Genomic DNA, 19,291 nt, shown 5'->3' with positions numbered 1-19,291 from the left:
TTTCCTCGGGTCTCGTTCTATCAACCAAGCAATTGTTTGGTGACCTGGAACACAGCATAGCTAGCGTCGAGGCGTATCGGCTCCGCGGTAGTCGTAGAAGTTCGGGGTCGCGGTTTCGCGCAGTCGGGTGAGGGTGCGGTAGCTGATCAGCCACTTGCCCTCCACCTTGCGGTATTCCTCGTGGTAGTGGCCGTAGCCGTGGAGGTGTTCCTCGACATCGACGTTGGTCCACCACAGTTCGTCCTCCATGGCCCAGATGCCGGTGGCGGTGGTGTCCGAGGTGAGGACGATCTCGGGGGTGTGGCCGTGATGCACACTTGTCACGAACACCTTGCCGTCCAGGGTGTTTCGAATCGCGTCGGCGAGGGTCTCGCGCCCGGTGACTCTGCTGCCGGCACCCCAGGACTCGCTGACGACGTCCTCCGTGTGCACCGAGCCGTAGAGGTCCCACTGCTTGGTGTCCATGATCCGCAGGCGCCTGGCGAAGACCCGTTCGATCTCCTCGACGGCGAGCGCCTGTTCAGCCGGGGTGAGTGTCAGCGACGGTGACTGGTTGTCCGTGGCGGGCGTGCCCATGATTCGACCTCCGTGTTCGGGGTGTGGAAGAGCGAGCTTTCGATCGGCCCGGAGCCTAACCGCGGTTGTGGCCCCGGGGCCCGGACTTCCCGCCCAGCGGTTGCGCGGGCGTCGGAGACTTCACGCCGCCGCCGGAGCGGGAGTGTGGTGCACCGAATCGTGATGGGAGCAGCCGGCATCGACGGCGAATCCGTCGAGGAAGATCGACACACAGTCCGCGGCGAGACGATCGGTGGAGTAGGCGTCGTCGGCGCTGTGCCACCGCGTGGACAGCCACACGCAGTCGCGGATGAAGCGATGGAACACTCCTGCCGGCAGATCGTTTCGGAAGGTGCCGCGCCGCTTGCCGTCCTCGATCGTGTCGAGCCACACCTGCTGGATCTCGTCCGCGAGGTCGCTCGCGCGGGTCCGCTGCGAGCGGTTGTGCAGGTGGGGGAGTTCGTCCTGGTAAACGGCGGTTGCGTGTGGACGCTCGTGCGCCAGTTCCAACGACGTGTCGACGACGGCCTGCAGCCGTGCGCGCGGGTCCAGTGTCAGTGCGTCGAGTGCCCGGTACCGCCGTTGCAGTTCTTCGAGATAGCCCACCACGAGCTCGTCCACGATGGCGAGCTTGGACGGAAAATGGTGGTACAGCGCTCCCGACACGACGCCCACGCGGTCGGCGATCTCCCGAATGGTCGTCGCGGCCACGCCTTTGCGGGCGAACAGGTCGGCCGCCGCGTCGAGGATCTCGCGGCGTCGCGCCGAGCACTCCGTCATGGTCCAGCCCCTCCCTCGAGCTCCCAAGCAATCGCTTGACTGAACTATAGGATCGGACGGCCCGTCGGGGAAGGCCTGTTCCGCTCAGCCAAATATCTCCTGAACTGCTTCGATCGACGATTGCGTGGGACGGCGGGCGCTCTCACTTCAGGAGCTCGACCTCGACGTCGTAGGTGAAGTCGACCGAGAGTTCCCGCCGGGAGATGCGCCACGCGCCGTCCGCGCGGCGGTACTCGTCCTGGTAGCGCATCGCCACGACGTAGTCGCGATGGCCGCCCCCGGTGGCATACACGTGGTGGGCCTCGCCGTAGACCTGGCCGCGGGCAGTGTCGCCCGAGAGGTCGACGATCTGCTGGCTGACGACGTGCCGGGTGGAATGGAGATGCGCGACGGCCTCGAGGACCCCCGCGGCGATGCCCACGTTGCCGGTCAGCGTGGCGTTCCGGCCGCGTCGGACCAGGCCGGCCGGCTGGACCAGTTCCGCGTCGTCGGCGAAGAGCACGGTCAGCGCCGGTTCGTCGCGGTGGTCGACGGCGATCGCGTACTGCGCGACGAGGTCGGTGAGGGCAAGGCGGTCTACGAGTTCACTGCTCATGAAACACATTCTCCCCGCCGCCCGAGAGGGCGGCGGGGAGACATCTCACTGATCGGCAATGTCGCCGCTACGGGGTGACCTGCGCCTCCATCGCGGCGAGGAAGCCCTCACCGTACGGTGGCAGCGTGCCCCATTCGGCTCGCGGGTCGTGTTCGGGCGCCTCGAAAACCGTACGGGCATGGCTGAATTCGAGAAACCCCTCCCGCCCGTGGTAGTGGCCCATTCCGGACGCGCCGACACCGCCGAACGGGGCGTCGTGCATGCCGGGATGCATCATGATGTCGTTGACCGTCACCCCGCCCGAGAACGTGCGAGTGAGAACTGCCTCCTGCTCGGCGGCGTCGGTGCCGAAGTAGTACAGCGCCAGCGGCTTCGGCCTGCTGTTGATGTCCGCGATGACCTCTTCGGTCTGGTCGTACGGAAGCAGGATGATCGCGGGGCCGAAGATCTCTTCCTGCATGATCTTCGACTCGGCGGGCGGCGAGACCACCAATCGCAGCGGACGCTTGCGGTCGCCGTCGACGGGCGAGCTCTCGTCCACCGGGGTGGCGACGATCAGTGCTCCGCGGTCGCGGGCGTCGGCGACCAGAGCCTCCACCCGGGCCAGGTGACGATCGCTCACCACAGCGACGACGTCCGGGTTGTCGGTGATGGACGGCAGGAGCGAGGCGTACGACTTCTCGAGCGCGCCGACGAACGTGTCGAGTTCCTCGCGGGGGACGTACACCACGTCGGGGGAGACGCAGATCTGGCCGGAGTTGGTGGCCTTCGCGATTGCGATCTTGTTGGCTGCGTCGTCGAGGTCGGCGCTGCGCCCGACGATCGTCGGCGACTTGCCACCCAGTTCCAGGGTGACCGGGACGAGGTTCTTGGCGGCGTTGGCCATGACGAGCTTGCCGACCTCGGTGCTGCCGGTGAAGACGAGGTGGTCGAACGGCAGCGACGTGAACGCGTCGGCGACTTCGGGGCCGCCGGTCACGACCGCGACCTCGGTGGGATCGAACATCTCTGCCACGGCGTCGGCGAGCACCTGCGCAGTCTGCGGCACGATCTCGGACGGCTTGAGGATCGCGCGATTGCCGGCACCGAGCGCGCACGCCAGCGGGCTGAGCAGTGTGAACAGCGGCGCGTTCCACGTGCCGATGATGCCGACCGAGCCCTTGGGTTGGTACTGGATGTACGCCTTCGCGCCCAGTTGGTCGTACGGCGGGTACGGTGGCCGCTCCTCGTCTTCCATCCACGACTCGAGGGAGTCCCGGGTGTGCTTGAGCGACGTGATGGCTCCGAGGATGTCGTTCATGATCGAGAACGCGACGAGGCGCCCACCGAAGTCCGCGTCGATCGCCTCGGTGAGCGGCTTGTGGTAGCGGACCAGCAGGTCGATCATCTTCTGCAGGCGGGCGCGGCGCTCGTCGGCCGACGGCGTTCCCTGTTCGGACGCAGCACGTTTCTGAGCCTCGAGGATCTGGGGGAGGCGCGTGATGGCGGCGGTGTCCGTACTCATGGGTAACTCCTGTCGTTGCCGATGTCACGAAGCTAGACGACCTGTGGCGGCGGTAACAGCACGGCGTCTCGCCCACCGGGAGTGTTCGTCGGCGTCCGGCCGGGAAGGGGCCGACCGGGCCGGTCCGTCCCGGTGGGAGGTACCCCGTGTGGGGGAGTCGGGAGTCCTCGCTAGTCGGGACTTCGGTCCCCGGAGTGGGATTCGTCGGCGGATTCGGATTGGGATTCGGAGGGGTCGTCGGGCTCCTCGATCGTGGCGCCACTGCGGGTGACCACGAGCCCGGTGCCGACGAGACCGATCAGCACCACGCCGAGTGCGACGCTCGGCCAGCCCTCGGTCTGCCAGTACACGTCCCGCAGAGTGATGAGCAGTGCGGCCTCGTCGACGATGAGTGCGAGCGCAATGCCCAGTGCCAGACCCATCCACGTGCGTGCGCGCGGACTGCGGTCGACCATGCCGAAGATCGCGACGCCGGCCAGCAGCAGGATGCCCCACAGGTAGTGGTGCAGGTGCGTGCCGCCGGCGGAGACGTCGCCGAAGTCCCGGGAGTCGACCTGGATCAGCCACGTCACCAGGCGGGCGCCGCCGAAGGTGACCGTGAACGCGAGCCAGGCCAGCACGATGCCGCGGCGGGTCTCGTCGATCTGACTCCAGCGGCGCGGGAAACGCACGCGCCGTGGCTCGGATGGCTTCCGGTCGTCGTCGGAGGTGGATCGTCCCATGATTTCTTGTCTACCCCCGATGACGCGACATCGCCGGGCACGCGCGTTTTCCGCCCGTGCTGCAACGTGTTCTAGCTACGATGCGGCATGCGTATCGCCAAGACGTCGACCCTGTCCCTGCTCGCCGCGGCCACCATGGCCGTGGTGGCACCCACCGCTGCCTCGGCCGCGCCGAACCCGGCCGACTCCCCGAACCAGGCGATGGCCCGCGCCTACATCGACGCGCTCGTCAGCCACGACGCGAGTGCCGTCGTGTTCACCCCCGACGCCACCCGTGTCGAGGCCGGACTGCAGACCGGCTTCAACGGCCCGCAGCTCACGAACGACCTGAACCACGGCGTCCAGTACCGCGTCATCCAGGGCGTCCGGGACCTCGTGATGAGCGAGGCCGGCGACACCGTCCACACCCGCTACCTGCTCGACGCCGGCTTCGGCCCGCAGCGACTGATGACCGTCGAAATCGTCGAGACCTTCGCCTTCGAGAACGGAGCGATCGACCAGATCGTCGCCACCATCTCCCCGGTCTCGCTGTCCTGACGCCGTCGCCCGCGTAGCCTCACCGACGGACGACACCGGGCAGTGGGAGGGAACGACACATGACGGACGGCAACCAGCGGGTGGCAGTGGTCTCGGGTGCGGCACGCGGAATCGGCGCCGCGATCGCGAAGCGCCTCGCGTCGGACGGCCTCGCCGTCGCGGTCCTCGACCTCGACGAATCCTCCTGTGCCGAGACGGTCTCCGCCATCGAGAGTGCCGGCGGGCGCGCACTCGCGGTGGGCGCCGACGTCTCGGACGAGGCGTCGGTCGCCGCCGCCGTCGACAGGATCGCGAACGAACTGGGTGCCCCCACCGTCGTCGTGAACAACGCCGGCATCACCCGGGACAACCTGCTGTTCAAGATGAGCGTGGACGACTGGGACGCCGTGATGAACGTGCACCTGCGCGGGGCCTTCCTACTCACTCGCGCCGCGCAGAAGTACATGGTCGAGCAGAAGTGGGGCCGCATCGTCAACCTGTCGAGCATCTCGGCGCTCGGCAATCGCGGCCAGGTGAACTACTCGGCCGCGAAGGCTGGCATGCAGGGGCTGACGAAGACTCTCGCGCTCGAGCTGGGTCCGTTCGGCGTCACCGCCAACGCCATCGCCCCCGGTTTCATCGCGACCGAGATGACGGCCGCGACGGCGGAGCGCCTCGGCGTGCCGTTCGACGACTTCATGGCCGCTGCCGCCGCCGAGACGCCGGTGCGCCGCGTCGGTGTGCCCGACGACATCGCGCACACCGCGTCGTTCCTGATCGGCGAGGGGGCGGGGTTCGTGTCGGGGCAGGTGATCTACGTGGCGGGCGGCCCGAAGGACTGAACCTCGAGGGCCAACTGGGTGCGGGACGCGCATCCGGTGGCCGCGAGGATCCGGCTGACGTACTTCTTCACGGTGTCCTCGGCAAGCATGAGTCGCCGCGCGATGGCCGCGTTGCTCATACCGTCCGCAACCAGTCTCGCGACGTCACGCTGACGTTCGGTGAGTGCGGCGTACGGGTCGCGTCGCGGTGCCGTCTCGAGATTGCGGGTCAGAGCGGACAGGTGACGGGCCAACAGGCGCAGCGTTGCGAGGTCGCGGGTGCCGAGCGCACTGTCGTCGCCGTCGAAGAGACCCACGAGAGCGCGCGCCCGACCGGGCAGATCCAGGTGCATCGCGCTGACCGAGCGCAGGCCCCAGGCGCCCAGATAGTCCCGCACGTAGGCGGCCGCACCGGCGGGCAGGTCCTGTAGATCGGCGAGCGACGCGACGCGGTTGTGTTCGAGCCGGCGACGGGCCTCGGGGGTCGCGAAGATGTCGTGCCGGGCCCACTTCTCCTGGTAGACCGGACGATTGCGCTCCCACCCGTGTCCGCCGACGAGTGCGGCGTCGGGATCGGTGAACTGACTGTCGTAGCTGTCGCCGACGAAGCACGTCGCGACCCGCACCGGGAAGACGTCGGTCATCGCCGCCGCGATCCGGGTGCGGAACTCCGGCACCGTCCGCACGTCCACGCAGCGATCGAGCACCGCGAAGACGCGCTCGTAATCGGTTGCCCGCAAGGAGACCTCGGTCAAACAGTTCACCACCCATCCGAGTACCCGGCCTGGCCGAGGCGCTGTGTGCGGAACTGTCCACCAAAGTGCACTGTCGCCCGGGCGGAACGAATTCTAGCGTCGGGGACGACTGTGTTTCAGCGATTTCCCGAGGAGTACACGCATGGGCAGGCTTCGTTTCGGCGCTTTCATCGCGCCGCACCACGCCATCGGCCAGAACCCCACCGTCGCCCTGCAGCGCGACCTCGAGTTCGTCGAGCACCTGGACCGGCTCGACTTCGACGAGGTGTGGATCGGCGAACACCACTCGGCGGGCAGCGAGATCATCGGGAGCCCCGAGATCTTCATCGCCGCCGCCGCGGAGCGGACCAAGCGCATCAAGCTCGGCACCGGTGTGACGTCGCTGAGCTACCACAACCCGCTATGGGTCGCGGACCGCATGGTGCTGCTCGACCACCTCACCCGTGGCCGGGTGATGCTCGGCGTCGGTCCCGGCTCGCTGCCGACCGATTCGGCGATGATCGGACTGAATCCCACCGAGTGCCGCGAACTGCTCGAAGAGAACCTCGACATCGTCGTGCGACTGCTCCACGGCGAGTCGGTCACCGCGACCACGCGGACCCACACCCTGATCGACGCCCAACTGCAGCTGCGCCCGTACTCGCACCCGTGTTTCGAGGTCGTCGTCGCCGGGGTGGCGTCGCCCACCGGTCCGCGCCTGGCCGGCAAGCACGGCCTCGGCCTGCTGTCGATCGGCGCGACGCTGACCCCCGAGGGTTACGACGCGCTCGGCCACCATTTCGGAATCATGGAGGAACGCGCCGCCGAGTTCGGCACCGCCGTCGACCGGGACCAGTGGCGTCTCGTCTGCCCGATGCACATCGCGGAGACGGAGGAGGAGGCGCAGCAGGACGTCCGATTCGGGTTGGGCGAGTGGATCGACTACTTCGGAAAGGTCGCGGCCTTCCCGCATTTCGGCTCCGGTGGTGCCGCAATGGACGACATGATCAAGTACATGAACCACTCCGGCATGGGGATCATCGGCACCCCGGCACAGGCCCGCGAGCTGATCGGCAAGCTCGTGACGCAGTCCGGCGGATTCGGTTCGATGCTGATCATGAACGCCGACTGGGCCGCCCCGGCCGCGACGAAGCGCTCGTTCGAGTTGATCGCGCAGCAGGTGGCCCCGCACTTCCAAGGACAGTCGCAACCTCTGTTCGACGCCGCTGCCCGCGCCGGCCAGAAGCGAGACGGGTACAACGAGGCGCAGCACGCCGCGATCGCGCACATGACCAAGAAGTACGAGGACGAACTGGCGGCCAAGGCGTGAGGGCCGCTGTCCTGCACGGCATCGACGACCTGCGGGTCGAGGACGTGCCGGAACCGGAGCTGCCGGACGGGTACGTCCTCGTCGACGTGGCGTTCAACGGCATCTGCGGATCCGATCTCGGCATGATCCACTCGTTCGGGATCTCCGAGCATCCGCATCCGCTCACCGGTGCGTGCGGCCCACAGATCCTCGGCCACGAGTTCTCCGGCGTCGTTTGCGCGGTGGGCGCCGGTGTCGTCGACGTGGCCGTCGGCGACCGGGTCGCGGTGCAGCCCAACTATCACTGCGGCACGTGTGCCCGGTGCCGGGACGGGCACGAGCACCTGTGCACGTCGGCGGCCTTCCACGGGATCAACGCTCCGGGAGGCGGGTTGGCCGAGCGCACCGCCGTGCCCGCGGAGAACGTGTACGTGCTGCCCGACGGCGTCTCGCTCGAACAGGCCGCGGTGGTGGAACCGCTGGCGGTCGCGTTGCACGCCGTCGAACTGTCCGGCGTCGGGCACACCGACTTCGCCCTGATCCTCGGGGCCGGGCCCATCGGCATCGCGACCGCACTCAACCTGTGTGCGGACGGTGTGGACCGGATCCTGCTCAGTGAGCCGTTCGAGACGAGGCGTGCGGTCGCGACCGCGCTGGGCCTCGACGTGATCGATCCGACGGCGACCGATCTCGTTGCGGCGGTGCAGGAACGCACCGACGGAGCGGGCGCGGACGTCGTGTTCGAGTGCGCCGGAGTCGGTGCCGCGTTGCAGACGGCGCTCGCTGCCGTTCGGCCCCGGGGCGCGGTGGTGCTGCTCGCGACCTACAAGGAGCAGGTGCCTCTGAACACGTATGCGCTGATGTTCGGCGAGATGCGGCTGATGTCGTCCCTCGCATACTCGCGCAAGGAATTCACTTCCGTCATCGACCGTATGGCGGCGGGTGCCTATCCGCTCGACGGGTGGGTGGAGCGTGTCCCGCTCGCGGACGTGCTCGACGGTGTCCAGGCGGCGTCCGACGGGCGTCGCATGAAGGTTCTCGTGGAGGTAGCTCATGTCTGACAACACGTTCGACGGCGAACGTTTCGCCGGCCGCGTCGCGGTGGTGACCGGTGCGGCATCGGGAATCGGTGCGGCCGTGGCGAAGCGGCTGATCGGCGAGGGTGCATCCGTCGTCGGGATCGACATCGCCACCGACGCGCTCGCGGTCCTGGAGAAGGAACTCGGCGAGAAGTTCGTCGGCGCGACCGCCGACGTCACCGCCGAGGACCAGGTGGCGGCAGCAGTCGCCGTCGCGGTGGAGCGCTTCGGTGCGCTGGATCTGGCGTTCAACGTCGCCGGTGCCGCACGCGGCGGCATGATCCTCGATCTCGAGGAGTCCGACTGGGACTTCACCGTCGACCTCGTGCAGAAGGGCGTGTTCCTGTCCACGAAACACGAGGCCCGGCACATGGTGGCGAACGAGCGGGGCGGCGCGATCGTGAACATCGCGTCGTTCAACGCCCGCATGCCGATGATGGGCGGAAGCCCGTACGTGACGGGCAAGGCCGGGGTCGAGATGTTCAGCAAGAACGCCGCCCTCGAACTGTCGCAGCACGGGATCCGCGTCAACGCGGTGCTACCGGGACTCGTCGACACCCCACTCGTCGCGGGCGTCACCGGCTGGGAGCCGCTGCTGAACGGGTTCGTCGAGCGGATCCCGATGGGCCGCCCCGCGACTCCCGAGGAGATCGCAGCGCCGTGCCTGTACCTGGCGAGCGACGACGCCACCTACATCACCGGCGCCAGCCTCATGGTCGACGGCGGCTGGCAGGTCTCCAACTACCCGGACGTGATGAAACTGGTCACCGGCCGCTGAGCGGCGTCGGGGCGCCGCAGCGGCGGAACGCGCCCAGGTTCAGTGCCAGGTGTGGTCGACGATCGGTGTCCGCGGCCCGAACTTGGGTTTGCGGGCCTGGCCACTGATCTCGAGCAGGCGGATCGCGCGGTAGCGGTGGGGGCGGAGGTCGGCGAGGTACTCGACCATGCCCGCGTCGTCGAGGGGCCGGCCCAGGAGGGTCCAGCCGACGACCGACGCGAGGTGGAAGTCGCCGACGGAGAGTGCGTCGGCGTCGCCGAGGGCGCGCTGGGAGACTTCCGCCGCGGTCCACAGCCCGACGCCGGGGACGGCGCGCAGACGCCGGTAGGCGTCGAGTCGGTCCATGCCGACGGTCTCTTCGAGGCGATCGGCGACGCGGGCGCACGCGACGATCGTCTTCGCGCGCTGCGGGTCGACGTTGGCGTGGTGGAACTCCCACGACGGAACCCGCCGCCACACCTCGGCACCGGGCGGCACCCGCATGCCGTCGGGAGCGGGTCCCGGTGCCGGCGCCCCGAACTTCGTCACGAGCCGCCGCCACGACGCCTGCGCAGCGACGCCGTGTACTCGCTGCTCGAGGATCGCCGGCACCAGTGCCTCCATCACCCTGCCGGTGCGTACGATCCGCAGGTTCGGAAAGCGGCGGTGCGCCTCGGCCAGCTTCGGGTGGGCGGGCGCGAAGTCGTCGGACCGGCCGGCGTCGTCCTCCCCGACGAGACCCGGCAGGTACGTCTCCAACTCCTCCGCACCAGGTCCCCACGCGCGGGCCTCCACCACACTCGGCCCCTGCTGCCGCAGCCGGTAGGTGACCGCGCCCGACGGCAGTAGCGACGTGCGCCACACACTGCCGTCCGGCTCGCGCCGATGGCACGGGTCGAAGCGTCCGCGCCGCAGCGGCGACAGCGTCGGCGCAAGGTCCACGGGACGTCGCGTCGACAGCTCGAACCGCACTTCGGAGGCCGTATCGGTCATCACCGGCAGCCTATCGTCGCCCGGCCGGGACCTGTCCGGCGGCCGTCGGGGCGGCAACGTATTGTCCGAAGCCATGATCATCGTGAGTACCGACGGTTCGTGTCTGAAGAATCCCGGTGGCGCCATCGGGTGGGCGTGGGTCGATCACGAGGGTCCGAGCCGGTCGGGCGGAGCGGTGTCCGGCACCAACCAGATCGCCGAACTGTGGGCGCTGGTGGAGGCGATCGTCGCGCACCCCGGCCCCGAGCCGCTGCTCATCGAATCCGACTCGCAGTACGCTATCAAGTGCGCGTCCGAGTGGCTCCCCGGATGGAAGCGCAAGGGGTGGAAGACCGCGTCGGGCGGACCGGTCAAGAACCTCGAACTGGTGCAGGACATCGACCGCGCGATCACCGAACGATCCGGACCGGTCCGCTTCCGCTGGGTGCGCGGACACGTCGGCAACCACTTCAACGAGATCGCGGACAAACTGGCGGGTGAGGCTGCGCGTGCCGTCGCGTCGACGCCGGAGAAGGCTCGCCCGTGGGCCGGGCTCGGTCCGCGGGAGGTACCTCCACGTCCCGTGGCCGCGGTTACCCCGGCATCCGCGCCGGTGAGGGCGCCGGAGCCGGAGCTCACGCTGTTCTGAAGGCATCCGCTCGGGCGGACGGGCGTGATCCGAGTGTCTTGCGTCGAGAAGCTGTCTTGTTGTCGCGGACGATCGGGGTTGCACCGAGGGCAACCCCGGCAGGTGGGTCGAGCACCGACCTACTGCAGGCGCGCAAGGTACGAATCGAACAGAACAGCCACTTGGTCGAAGCTGAACGTGCGTGGTCGAAGTACCGCGTTCATCGTCAGCCCATCTGTGAAGGCGCGTATCTCCGCACCGGTCACGGCTGGCGCCGAAGCAGGGGCGAGGACGGTAGCGGTCCACTCGCACAGGTGATCGAGTTCAGCGTCGATCGAGTCCAGGACCTCAGCAACCCGCGTGGTCTTGATCGCGACCTGCACTGCCAGCCAAACCTGGGCCTCGAGGCGTGATTCCTCGGTGAGCGGTAACGCCTCCCTCCATAGCTGCTTCACGTGTTGGTGGGGCGTCGCGCTGACCACCATCGAGTCGATTCGGCGCCGTTGCTGTGCCCTGGCGAGTGACAGCGCCTCGGCGAGCATGTCCTCGGAGTTGGGGAAGTAGTGGCGCAACGCAGACGGTGAGCAATTGGCTTCGGCAGCAACCGATCTGACGGAGACCGCACCTATCCCATCGCGCTGCACGACCTTCCACAGTGCTCGACTCAGCGCGTCCCGACGTGCTTGCGGGTCGACAACCTTTGGCATTACCTCTCCTCGGTCAGGCGTTCAGATTTAATAGTACAGTCGTGCGAAATAGGAGGTGGTCATGCATCAAGCGCGCCGCTACACGGCAATCGTTCTGTTCGCGTTCGCAATTGCGACGTCGGCTCCACTCGCCCTCTGGCTCATCGCTGGGTCCGCATCCGTCCTGGCCGAACAGGTTGGGCTCGTCGGCGATCGTCTGGCCGTACCCGTGGGGTGGATGGGGGCCGTCCTCGTGGCAGTTGGCTACATCTCGTACACGCTGTGGTCCGTGCCGTTCGTCCGGGAACACGTCACCGAGATCTCGCCACTGAAGGCGCTCGGCGTGTGGGTGGCCATCACGTCGAGCGCAATCGAAGAGGTCATCTTCCGCAGAATGGTGATGGATGCACTCGCCGATAACGGGATCGGAGCGGTCGGCCAGATCGGCGCATCTGCACTGGCATTCGGCGTTGCCCACGGCGCTTGGGTTCTTCTCGGTCGAGAATGGGCCATAGCGATCCCGGTCGTTGTCTCGACAACATGCCTGGGGGCAGGATTGGCGGCCGTATATCTGCTATCGGATCGCGCACTCCTACCTGCCGTCATCGCGCATATCGCGATCAATCTGGTGATCGAGCCATGGTTGATCTTGTCCGCAGTCACCCGCGACTGGAATCCTCAACACGCGAAGCGATTCCCGCCGCCGCAAGCTCCTTCCGGATGCTCTCCGGAAAGTCTGACGAACGGGACAGGTCTTGACTCGAACACTAGTTCGAACTAAGCTCGTGTCATGAATCCGGGGGGACTCAATACGCTGGTCACGGTCGCCGCGCCGCGACCAGAAGACGTGCACACGCTGCCAGAAATCCTGCTGGTGCAGACCGGCCTCGACATCTGCCACGCGATCGAACAACTCGAAGCACTACGCGCAGCCACCGTCGCCGAGATCGACGAGCGCGCAGTCTCATTCGACACCCTCGGCTTCCGCAGCGTCAAGCAGTGGCTGGCCGCGAACACATTGCTGGAAGTGCCGGCCGCAGCACGGATCCTCGCGTTGGGCCGGATGCTGAGCCGGCAGCCCGAGATCGCCGACGCCTTCAACGCCGGCGATATTTCCGCCGAGCACGCGGCGTTGATCGGGAAGTTCTGCGAGACCCCGCCGCGCGGCATGCCGAACGAAGCGCTTGGTTCGTGCCGGAAAGTGTTGCTGGACGCCGCGTCCGGTCCCGCCGCGACCACCACGACCGTCCGCACCTGCATCTCCCGGCTCGAGCGGATCTTCGAATCCGACGAACTCCCACCCAGCGAAGACACCGAACGCAACGAATTCCACGCCTCGAAAACCCTGAACGGACGGGTCTCGGTCAAGGGTGACCTCGACGCCGTCACCGGCGAGATGCTCCTGACCGCACTGTCCGCGCTGACCAAACCGAGGAATCCGGTCGACGACCCGGCCGAGAAACTCACCCCGGCACGGCAGCGGGCGGACGCGTTCGCCGAGATTCTGCGCCGCCACCTCGACTCCGGCGACGCCCCGATCGAGGGCGGGGAGCGGCCACACCTGTCACTGCACGTGAACGCCAGCGATCTCGCCCGCAGCGAGTCGGCTCACGAGTGGACGCATCCGAACGAAGGGTCGGACCTGTTCGGCGACAAGGACATCGCACGCATGCCCCACATGGGACCGCTCTCCATTGCAACCGCTCGGCGACTGGCCTGCGACTGTCACCTCACCCCCATCGTCATGGACGATGGCGTGCCCCTGAACTTGGGCCGCACCAGCAGAACCGTGTCGAAGAAACAGCGCCGCGCCCTGATCGCCCGCGACCACGGCTGCGCCTTCCCCGGCTGCGGCACACCACCCGCCCACTGCGAAGGCCACCACGTAAAGCACTGGGCAGACGGCGGACCCACCGACCTCGACAACCTCGTCCTACTCTGCCGCTACCACCACCAGCTACTGCATCACAGCCACTGGGGCGTGAGAATCGGCGCCGACCGGCACCCGTGGTTCACCCCACCGAGCACCGTCGACCCGTTCAAGAAACCCGTCCCCGCCCACAACCGGGCGGGCCCACACGCCGCATGACGCTGCTGCCGACACCCCCTTGGAAGGGGGTGCCGGCCACCGGGGGGTGCGGGTCACGCCAGCGTCGGAGTTCACGCCGCCCGGCTTGGCCGGCGGTACCGCACACCGGGCGACGTCGGCAGCGATCATCACGGGCTTCTTTCGGTGGGCCTCGACCCACGGCCCGAGCGGCACAGCCAGTACGGCCCCCGGACATCAGGTGCCCGCGGAGTCGCACTGAGGACGTCGCACCGAGGACTCGGCTCGCCGACCGTTGCGGGTCGGAGCCCTACGCGACGAACTGCGGCCGCCCGCTGTCCAGCCATGCGTGGAAGCGATCGCCGATCCGGTCCGCGATCCGGTCGTAGGTCTCCCAGGTGTCTTCCACCCGGTAGATCTCTTCCGCGGTGGTGTCGAACTCGTCGCAGTAGTCGTCGAGGTAGCGGGAGTCGTCGCTGCGGCCCGCGTAGTACGCGACGGCGAACGCGTTGCCGTCGGCGGTGAGGTCGTCGCTGGCGAACCGCTCGTCGAGCACCTTCATGAGGAAGGCGCCGGGGGTCGTCTCCCGCGTCTCGAGCGGTTCGAGTCGGTCCTCGACCCCTTCGCTCGCGAAGCCGGTGAGCAGGCACCATGCCACGAACATGCCGATGTGGGTGCCGGCCGCAGCCTGGGGGAGGTCGTCGGGGAAGTCGCCGCCGTAGTGCCAGTCGGCGTCGTCGTACTGCGTCAAGGATCGGTTCCTTCGATTCCGGGCTGCGTGGCTGTTGCCGCACAGACGAACCGGTCGCCGCAACGCCTCGCGGAGGTGTTGCGGCGACCGGGTGGATCATGTCGAGCTGGAGGTTACGTCAGCGAGCCCTCGTGGACGTCGCGGACGAACTCGGGCAGCGGCTCACCGGCGCGCAGGCGCGAGGCCAGCGCCGGGTCGGCCAGGTGCAGACGGCCGATCGCGATCAGGTCGAACTCGCCGCCACCGATGCGCTTCTCGAGTTCGGGGATGTTGTCGACGACCGGCGCCGAACCGTCGATGCGGCTGTCGCGCAGCGACTTCCCGATGCCGACGCTGCCGACGGCCATCGTGATCGCGCCGGTGACCTTCTTGGCCCAGCCGGCCAAGGACACGTCGCTACCCTCGAACGCGGGGATGTCGAAGCGGCGGATGCTGGCGTCGAAGACGTCGACCCCGGCGTCGGCGAGCGCACCGAGGATCACCTTCAGTTTGTCGGGCGTCTCTGCGATGCGCGCGGTGTAGTTCTGCTGCTTGTGCTGCGAGAAGCGGTAGAAGATCGGGTAGTCCTCGCCGATCTCGGCGCGAATCGCCTTCACCACGGCGACGGGGAAGCGGGTACGGCGCTCGAGGTCGCCGCCCCACTCGTCGTCACGCTTGTTGGTGCCTTCCCACAGGAACGAGTCGAGCAGGTAGCCGTGGCCGCCGTGCAGGGCGATGCCGTCGAAGCCGACGTCGATCGCGTTGCGGGCCGCGCGGGCGAACGCCGCGATGACGTCCTGGATGTCCTGCTCGGTCATTGCCTCGGTGGGCTCCTGGACCCACGAGGTGTACGACTCCGGGTACGACGTCGTGCCGAGCGGACCCCACTCGCCGGACGGGCGCATCGGCTTGACCGCCGGGTCGACCTTGCTCATCGCGCCCCACAGCGGGCCGACGTGCCACAGCTGCGGAATGATCTTGCCGCCAGCTTCGTGCACGCCGTCGACGACCTTGCGCCAGCCTGCGAGCGACTCCTCGCCGAACAGGCGCGGCACGCGCGGGTTGTCGACCGCGGTCTCGTGGTCGATCGCGACACCCTCGGTGACGATCAGCCCGGTCCCGCCCTCGGCGCGGCGGCGGTAGTAGCCGGCGACGTCGTCACCGGGGACGCCGTCGATCGAGTAGGAGCGCGTCATCGGCGACATGACGATGCGATTCGCGAGTTCGAGCGAACGCACCTTCAGCGGCTGGAACAGGGGAGATGAAGAGGTCATGTCGTCTGCGCCTTTTCGGGATCGTCGTAAACCAAGCAAGTGCTAGGTAGCGTTTCAGGCGGTTTCCGGACCCGTCAAACCGGGGTCTCACTCAGCGCAAACGTCCCGAGACTAGGGTCGGCAGGTGTGCTCGGGGCCACTCGAGTCACCGAACCGAGAGGGGCATGACCGTGTGTGAATCAGCGGTGGGGACGGAACTCGACCGGGAGTCCGAGGCGGCCGGGGTGATCGCCTTCCGTGAGGCGCTGGGCCTGTCCGCGCTGATCGACGTGCACACCCACTTCATGCCCAAGAACGTCATGGACAAGGTGTGGGCCTACTTCGACTCGGCGGGACCGCTCACCGGTAGGGAGTGGCCGATCCGGTACCGGTCGGAGGAGGAGACGCGAGTCGCGCACCTGCGGGAGTTCGGCATCGCCAGGTTCACCTCGATGCTCTATCCGCACAAGCCCGAGATGGCGGCGTGGCTCAACCAGTGGGCGGCCGATTTCGCGGCCCGCACCCCCGACTGCCTGCACACCGCCACCTTCTATCCGGAGGAGTCCGCTGCCGGGTACGTCGCGTCGGCGCTCGACGCGGGTGCGCGAGTGTTCAAGTCGCACATCCAGGTGGGCGACTACGACCCGAACGATCCGCTGCTCGACCCGGTGTGGGGACTGCTCGAGGATGCCGGCACTCCGATCGTGATCCACTGCGGTTCCGGACCGGCGCCCGGCCGCTACACCGGCCCCGACCGGATCGCCACGCTGCTCGCGCGGCACCCCCGCCTGGTGCTGATCGTCGCGCACATGGGAATGCCCGAGTACACCGAATTCCTCGACCTCGCCGACCGCTACCCGCTGGTGCAGCTGGACACCACGATGGCGTTCACCGACTTCACCGAGGCACAGATCCCGTTCCCGCGCACCGAGGTCCCGCGTCTGCGTGACCTGGGGGATCGGATCCTGTTCGGCAGCGACTTCCCCAACATCCCGTACTCGTACCTCGACGCGCTCGAGGCCCTCACCCGCTTCGACCTGGGGGACGACTGGCTGCGTGCCGTGGTGCACGACAACGCGGTGCGCCTGTTCGGAATCGACTGATCGCGCAGCTCAGGGTGATTCGGGCTGCATGACGCTGAATACCGCGTCCTGCGGGTCGGCGAGTACCGCCATCCGGCCCACCGTTGCCACCTCGAACGGGTCGGCCATCAGCGCGCCGCCTTCCCTCGCGGCGGTTGCGACGGTCGCGTCGACGTCGTCCGTGCAGAAGTAGACGTGCCAGTGGTTGGGGACATCGGGGCGCGGTGGGGTGACGCACCCGCCCACGCCGTCCTCGTGGACCTGCAGGACGGTGTACTCGCCGTCCGGCATCGGCATCACCGCGGCACCCAGGCCCACGACGGCGGCGTAGAACGCCAGCGCCGACGACGGGTCGTCGGTGATCAGCTCGTTCCAGATCAGCGTGCCGGCCTCGTTCACCAGGGTGGCGCCGATGTGCGCGCGGGCCTGCCACAGCCCCACCTGTGCCCCCGTGGGGTCCGCGACGAACGCCATCCTCCCGGCATCCCCGACGTCGAACGCCGGGAGGATCAGCTGCCCGCCCGCCGGTTCGACCTTCGCGGCCGACGCGTCGGCGTCGTCCACCGCCAGGAAGGTGTTCCACGTCGACGGAGTATCCGCCGGCGGGGCGCCCACGGGAAGCGGAGCTATCGCCGCGATCTGCTCGTTCCGCAGCGTGGCGATCGAGTAGACCGTGTCCTCGAGCATCGGCCGATCGTCGTACGACCAACCGAACAGTGCGGTGTAGAACTCCTTGGCCCCGGCCTGGTCCGACGTCTGCAGATCGACCCAGCTGGGTGTGCCCTCGGAATAGTTCGAACGGGTAGACATCGCGATGTCCTCTCATCCGCTTCGACGCGTGAAGAAAACGTGGTCGAGTGGGATCGTTCGTGGAAAGGCTATCGCAGAGCGGGGCCTGCCCGCGTCCCCCGGAGCGCAGGCGGGGACGCGGGCAGGCGGGTCGTCACTGGATGTCGGACGAGATGATCTTGTCCATGTTGCGCTCGGCGAGCGCGGTGATCGTGACGAACGGGTTGACGCCGACATTGCCGGGGACGAGCGAGCCGTCCACCACGTACAGCCCGGGGTACTCGGGCAGGCGGCCGAAGTTGTCGGTCGCCTTGTTCAGCAGCACGCCGCCCAGCGGGTGGTACGTGAAGTCGTCGCCCCACGTCTTGTACACGCCGAACAGATCGGTCCGGTAGATCGTGCCTTCCTTCTGGTTGATCTTGTCGAACACCTTCTTGGCCATGTCGATGCCCTTCTGGTTCTGCGACTGAGCCCAGGTGAGATCGACCTTGCCGGTGCCCGAATTGAACTGGAAGCGAGCACGTTCGGGGTTCTTCGTGATGGCCAGGTACAGGCTGACGTAGGTCTCGAGCCCGGCCGGCAGCGGGGCGATCTCCGCGAAGATCGGTGCCGTCGGGTCGGCCCAGTTGTCGATTCCCATCGTCGGGATGGTGGCCTGCTTGGATCCGGTGGCGTCCCACATGTGGTTCGCGCGGCCCACCATGATGTTGCCGTTGTTGCCCCAGCCCTCGCCGACTTGCGACGACAGGTTCGGCAGGTGGCCCTGCGCCTTCATCGAGACCAGGAGCTTGCTGGTGCCGACGCTGCCGGCCGCGAAGAACACCCGATCGGCGGTGACGACCTTGGTGGCGACGACGTTGCCCTGCTCGTCGATCTGTTCCATCGTCACGCTGTAGCCGCTGCCGGTGGCCGGCGCGACCTTGGTGACGCGGTGCAGAGTCGTGATCGTCAGCTTCCCGGTGGCCGCGGCCTGCGCGAGGTAGGTCTTGTCGAGCGACTTCTTGCCGGCGTTGTTGCCGTAGATGACCTCACCGCCGAGGCCCGACTTGGTGACCTGGCCGGCAGCCTCCTTCTTCATGTACTCGAAGTCGTACACGTTGGGCACGAAAGCGGTTGTGAAACCCGAACGTTGGGCGGTCTTGCGGCCGGTGCGGGCGAACTTGTACCACTCGGTGGACTCGAACCACGCCTGGTCGATGTTGTTGACACCCAGACCGGTGTTGGCGCGCGGGAAGTACTTGTTGTACATCTCGTTCGAGTCGACCGACGGCAGGATCTCCTCGAAGTAGTTGCGCTTCGGGGTGACTGCCATACCGCCGTTGACGAGCGAGCCGCCGCCGACGCCGCGGCCCTGGTAGACCTTGATGCCGGAGAACCGCTCGGAGTCGAGGACGCCGACGTACCGGTCGATGCTCTTGTTGATGCCGAAGCCCATGAAGTTGCTGACCGGCTGATCGGTCTTGTCGGCCAACCACATCGAGCGCTTGTCGGGGTTGAGCATCCCGCAGAAGATCTTGCCGTCGGAGCCCGGGGTGTCCCAGCTGCGGCCCATCTCGACGATCTGCGTGGGGATACCGGCCTGCGTCAGCCGCAGCGCGGCGACGGCACCGCCGTATCCACTGCCGATGACGAGGGCAGGGACGCGGTCGCCGTCGGCGAGGGTGCGGCTGGGGGCTGCGGAGGCGGAGGTCGACATCGACGAGAGCGCGATGGCTCCCGCGGTCAGACCTGC

Annotated in this window: 21 protein-coding genes; 9 read left to right on the top strand and 12 right to left on the bottom strand. The window is 67.8% G+C overall.

Annotated elements, in window-relative coordinates:
- Window positions 1–60: 60 nt before the first annotated feature.
- The 5 genes from A6I89_RS09860 to A6I89_RS09840 all read right to left on the bottom strand — a co-directional run bounded on the left by A6I89_RS09860 (window position 61) and on the right by A6I89_RS09840 (window position 4,156).
- On the bottom strand, window positions 61–576 hold the full coding sequence (locus A6I89_RS09860) for a nuclear transport factor 2 family protein (protein ID WP_022598340.1): 516 nt from the start codon (window positions 574–576) through the stop codon (window positions 61–63).
- Between the two features lie 120 nt (window positions 577–696).
- Complete coding sequence (locus A6I89_RS09855) at window positions 697–1,335, bottom strand: TetR/AcrR family transcriptional regulator (RefSeq protein ID WP_013417454.1); 639 nt, start codon at window positions 1,333–1,335, stop codon at window positions 697–699.
- Window positions 1,336–1,477: 142 nt separating this feature from the next.
- Window positions 1,478–1,930: a nuclear transport factor 2 family protein gene (locus A6I89_RS09850; RefSeq protein ID WP_013417453.1), complete on the bottom strand. Its 453-nt coding sequence runs from the start codon at window positions 1,928–1,930 to the stop codon at window positions 1,478–1,480.
- Between the two features lie 67 nt (window positions 1,931–1,997).
- Window positions 1,998–3,434 carry a coniferyl aldehyde dehydrogenase gene (locus A6I89_RS09845; protein WP_005517093.1) on the bottom strand — a complete coding sequence of 479 codons (1,437 nt, stop codon included), beginning with the start codon at window positions 3,432–3,434 and terminating at the stop codon, window positions 1,998–2,000.
- 170 nt (window positions 3,435–3,604) lie between these two features.
- Window positions 3,605–4,156, bottom strand: a complete 552-nt coding sequence (locus A6I89_RS09840) for a hypothetical protein (RefSeq protein WP_022598337.1) — start codon at window positions 4,154–4,156, stop codon at window positions 3,605–3,607.
- Between the two features lie 87 nt (window positions 4,157–4,243).
- Here A6I89_RS09840 and A6I89_RS09835 point away from each other — a divergent pair, with 87 nt between their 5' ends.
- Both A6I89_RS09835 and fabG read left to right on the top strand, forming a co-directional pair.
- On the top strand, window positions 4,244–4,693 hold the full coding sequence (locus A6I89_RS09835) for a DUF8021 domain-containing protein (RefSeq protein ID WP_005517095.1): 450 nt from the start codon (window positions 4,244–4,246) through the stop codon (window positions 4,691–4,693).
- 59 nt (window positions 4,694–4,752) lie between these two features.
- On the top strand, window positions 4,753–5,514 hold the full coding sequence (gene fabG / locus A6I89_RS09830) for a 3-oxoacyl-ACP reductase FabG (protein ID WP_005517097.1): 762 nt from the start codon (window positions 4,753–4,755) through the stop codon (window positions 5,512–5,514).
- On the opposite strand, the gene A6I89_RS09825 is transcribed toward fabG, so the two are convergent.
- Window positions 5,487–6,257, bottom strand: a complete 771-nt coding sequence (locus A6I89_RS09825; RefSeq protein ID WP_022598335.1) for a helix-turn-helix transcriptional regulator — start codon at window positions 6,255–6,257, stop codon at window positions 5,487–5,489. The two genes, fabG and A6I89_RS09825, sit on opposite strands and share 28 nt — an antisense overlap.
- Before the next feature lie 133 nt (window positions 6,258–6,390).
- Between A6I89_RS09825 and A6I89_RS09820 the strand changes: the two genes are divergently transcribed.
- From A6I89_RS09820 to A6I89_RS09810, 3 genes are read left to right on the top strand one after another with little or no spacing between them, the layout of a single operon-like run.
- Window positions 6,391–7,557 carry an LLM class flavin-dependent oxidoreductase gene (locus A6I89_RS09820; protein ID WP_022598333.1) on the top strand — a complete coding sequence of 389 codons (1,167 nt, stop codon included), beginning with the start codon at window positions 6,391–6,393 and terminating at the stop codon, window positions 7,555–7,557.
- Window positions 7,554–8,597, top strand: a complete 1,044-nt coding sequence (locus A6I89_RS09815) for an alcohol dehydrogenase catalytic domain-containing protein (protein WP_022598331.1) — start codon at window positions 7,554–7,556, stop codon at window positions 8,595–8,597. The genes A6I89_RS09820 and A6I89_RS09815 overlap by 4 nt, the downstream gene beginning before the upstream one ends.
- On the top strand, window positions 8,590–9,393 hold the full coding sequence (locus A6I89_RS09810) for an SDR family NAD(P)-dependent oxidoreductase (RefSeq protein WP_013417448.1): 804 nt from the start codon (window positions 8,590–8,592) through the stop codon (window positions 9,391–9,393). Before A6I89_RS09815 ends, A6I89_RS09810 begins: the two co-directional genes overlap by 8 nt.
- A 39-nt stretch (window positions 9,394–9,432) precedes the next feature.
- On the opposite strand, the gene A6I89_RS09805 is transcribed toward A6I89_RS09810, so the two are convergent.
- The gene (locus A6I89_RS09805; protein WP_022598329.1) at window positions 9,433–10,365 is read right to left on the bottom strand and encodes a DNA-3-methyladenine glycosylase family protein; all 933 of its coding nucleotides are present in this window, start codon (window positions 10,363–10,365) and stop codon (window positions 9,433–9,435) included.
- A gap of 73 nt (window positions 10,366–10,438) precedes the next feature.
- Here A6I89_RS09805 and A6I89_RS09800 point away from each other — a divergent pair, with 73 nt between their 5' ends.
- Window positions 10,439–10,993, top strand: coding sequence for a ribonuclease H family protein (locus A6I89_RS09800; RefSeq protein ID WP_022598327.1), 555 nt, complete (start codon window positions 10,439–10,441; stop codon window positions 10,991–10,993).
- Between the two features lie 119 nt (window positions 10,994–11,112).
- On the opposite strand, the gene A6I89_RS09795 is transcribed toward A6I89_RS09800, so the two are convergent.
- Window positions 11,113–11,679: a TetR/AcrR family transcriptional regulator gene (locus A6I89_RS09795; RefSeq protein ID WP_080668444.1), complete on the bottom strand. Its 567-nt coding sequence runs from the start codon at window positions 11,677–11,679 to the stop codon at window positions 11,113–11,115.
- Between the two features lie 61 nt (window positions 11,680–11,740).
- On the opposite strand from A6I89_RS09795, the gene A6I89_RS09790 reads away from it, so the two are divergent.
- Together A6I89_RS09790 and A6I89_RS09785 are read left to right on the top strand one after the other, a co-directional pair.
- Complete coding sequence (locus tag A6I89_RS09790) at window positions 11,741–12,439, top strand: CPBP family intramembrane glutamic endopeptidase (RefSeq protein WP_022598322.1); 699 nt, start codon at window positions 11,741–11,743, stop codon at window positions 12,437–12,439.
- Window positions 12,440–12,448: 9 nt separating this feature from the next.
- Window positions 12,449–13,747, top strand: coding sequence for an HNH endonuclease signature motif containing protein (locus A6I89_RS09785; RefSeq protein ID WP_084967889.1), 1,299 nt, complete (start codon window positions 12,449–12,451; stop codon window positions 13,745–13,747).
- 268 nt (window positions 13,748–14,015) lie between these two features.
- On the opposite strand, the gene A6I89_RS09780 is transcribed toward A6I89_RS09785, so the two are convergent.
- Window positions 14,016–14,456, bottom strand: coding sequence for a DUF7832 domain-containing protein (locus A6I89_RS09780; RefSeq protein ID WP_022598318.1), 441 nt, complete (start codon window positions 14,454–14,456; stop codon window positions 14,016–14,018).
- Window positions 14,457–14,569: 113 nt separating this feature from the next.
- Window positions 14,570–15,709 (bottom strand): NADH:flavin oxidoreductase, encoded by a 1,140-nt coding sequence (locus tag A6I89_RS09775; protein WP_022598316.1) that lies wholly within the window; start codon window positions 15,707–15,709, stop codon window positions 14,570–14,572.
- A gap of 164 nt (window positions 15,710–15,873) precedes the next feature.
- Here A6I89_RS09775 and A6I89_RS09770 point away from each other — a divergent pair, with 164 nt between their 5' ends.
- A complete protein-coding gene (locus tag A6I89_RS09770; protein WP_005517119.1) occupies window positions 15,874–16,791 on the top strand; it encodes an amidohydrolase family protein in 918 nt (305 codons plus the stop codon).
- A 9-nt stretch (window positions 16,792–16,800) separates the two neighbouring features.
- On the opposite strand, the gene A6I89_RS09765 is transcribed toward A6I89_RS09770, so the two are convergent.
- Both A6I89_RS09765 and A6I89_RS09760 read right to left on the bottom strand, forming a co-directional pair.
- Window positions 16,801–17,580 carry a VOC family protein gene (locus A6I89_RS09765; RefSeq protein ID WP_022598313.1) on the bottom strand — a complete coding sequence of 260 codons (780 nt, stop codon included), beginning with the start codon at window positions 17,578–17,580 and terminating at the stop codon, window positions 16,801–16,803.
- A gap of 133 nt (window positions 17,581–17,713) precedes the next feature.
- Window positions 17,714–19,255 carry a GMC family oxidoreductase N-terminal domain-containing protein gene (locus tag A6I89_RS09760; RefSeq protein WP_022598311.1) on the bottom strand — a complete coding sequence of 514 codons (1,542 nt, stop codon included), beginning with the start codon at window positions 19,253–19,255 and terminating at the stop codon, window positions 17,714–17,716.
- Window positions 19,256–19,291 lie beyond the last annotated feature (36 nt).

Source organism: Prescottella equi (assembly GCF_002094305.1).
Classification (GTDB): domain Bacteria; phylum Actinomycetota; class Actinomycetes; order Mycobacteriales; family Mycobacteriaceae; genus Prescottella; species Prescottella equi.
This window is presented reverse-complemented; position numbering and strand designations above follow the sequence as displayed.

Bases quoted from the DNA above. Each gene is read 5' to 3' on its own strand.
- A6I89_RS09785 (WP_084967889.1), top strand. From the start codon at position 12,449: ATGAATCCGGGGGGACTCAATACGCTGGTCACGGTCGCCGCGCCGCGA.
- A6I89_RS09790 (WP_022598322.1), top strand. From the start codon at position 11,741: ATGCATCAAGCGCGCCGCTACACGGCAATCGTTCTGTTCGCGTTCGCA.
- A6I89_RS09860 (WP_022598340.1), bottom strand. From the start codon at position 576: ATGGGCACGCCCGCCACGGACAACCAGTCACCGTCGCTGACACTCACC.
- A6I89_RS09805 (WP_022598329.1), bottom strand. From the start codon at position 10,365: ATGACCGATACGGCCTCCGAAGTGCGGTTCGAGCTGTCGACGCGACGT.
- A6I89_RS09845 (WP_005517093.1), bottom strand. From the start codon at position 3,434: ATGAGTACGGACACCGCCGCCATCACGCGCCTCCCCCAGATCCTCGAG.
- A6I89_RS09795 (WP_080668444.1), bottom strand. From the start codon at position 11,679: ATGCCAAAGGTTGTCGACCCGCAAGCACGTCGGGACGCGCTGAGTCGA.
- A6I89_RS09855 (WP_013417454.1), bottom strand. From the start codon at position 1,335: ATGACGGAGTGCTCGGCGCGACGCCGCGAGATCCTCGACGCGGCGGCC.
- A6I89_RS09760 (WP_022598311.1), bottom strand. From the start codon at position 19,255: ATGTCGACCTCCGCCTCCGCAGCCCCCAGCCGCACCCTCGCCGACGGC.
- A6I89_RS09840 (WP_022598337.1), bottom strand. From the start codon at position 4,156: ATGGGACGATCCACCTCCGACGACGACCGGAAGCCATCCGAGCCACGG.
- A6I89_RS09850 (WP_013417453.1), bottom strand. From the start codon at position 1,930: ATGAGCAGTGAACTCGTAGACCGCCTTGCCCTCACCGACCTCGTCGCG.
- A6I89_RS09810 (WP_013417448.1), top strand. From the start codon at position 8,590: ATGTCTGACAACACGTTCGACGGCGAACGTTTCGCCGGCCGCGTCGCG.
- A6I89_RS09775 (WP_022598316.1), bottom strand. From the start codon at position 15,709: ATGACCTCTTCATCTCCCCTGTTCCAGCCGCTGAAGGTGCGTTCGCTC.
- A6I89_RS09820 (WP_022598333.1), top strand. From the start codon at position 6,391: ATGGGCAGGCTTCGTTTCGGCGCTTTCATCGCGCCGCACCACGCCATC.
- A6I89_RS09765 (WP_022598313.1), bottom strand. From the start codon at position 17,580: ATGTCTACCCGTTCGAACTATTCCGAGGGCACACCCAGCTGGGTCGAT.
- A6I89_RS09770 (WP_005517119.1), top strand. From the start codon at position 15,874: ATGACCGTGTGTGAATCAGCGGTGGGGACGGAACTCGACCGGGAGTCC.
- A6I89_RS09800 (WP_022598327.1), top strand. From the start codon at position 10,439: ATGATCATCGTGAGTACCGACGGTTCGTGTCTGAAGAATCCCGGTGGC.
- A6I89_RS09835 (WP_005517095.1), top strand. From the start codon at position 4,244: ATGCGTATCGCCAAGACGTCGACCCTGTCCCTGCTCGCCGCGGCCACC.
- fabG (WP_005517097.1), top strand. From the start codon at position 4,753: ATGACGGACGGCAACCAGCGGGTGGCAGTGGTCTCGGGTGCGGCACGC.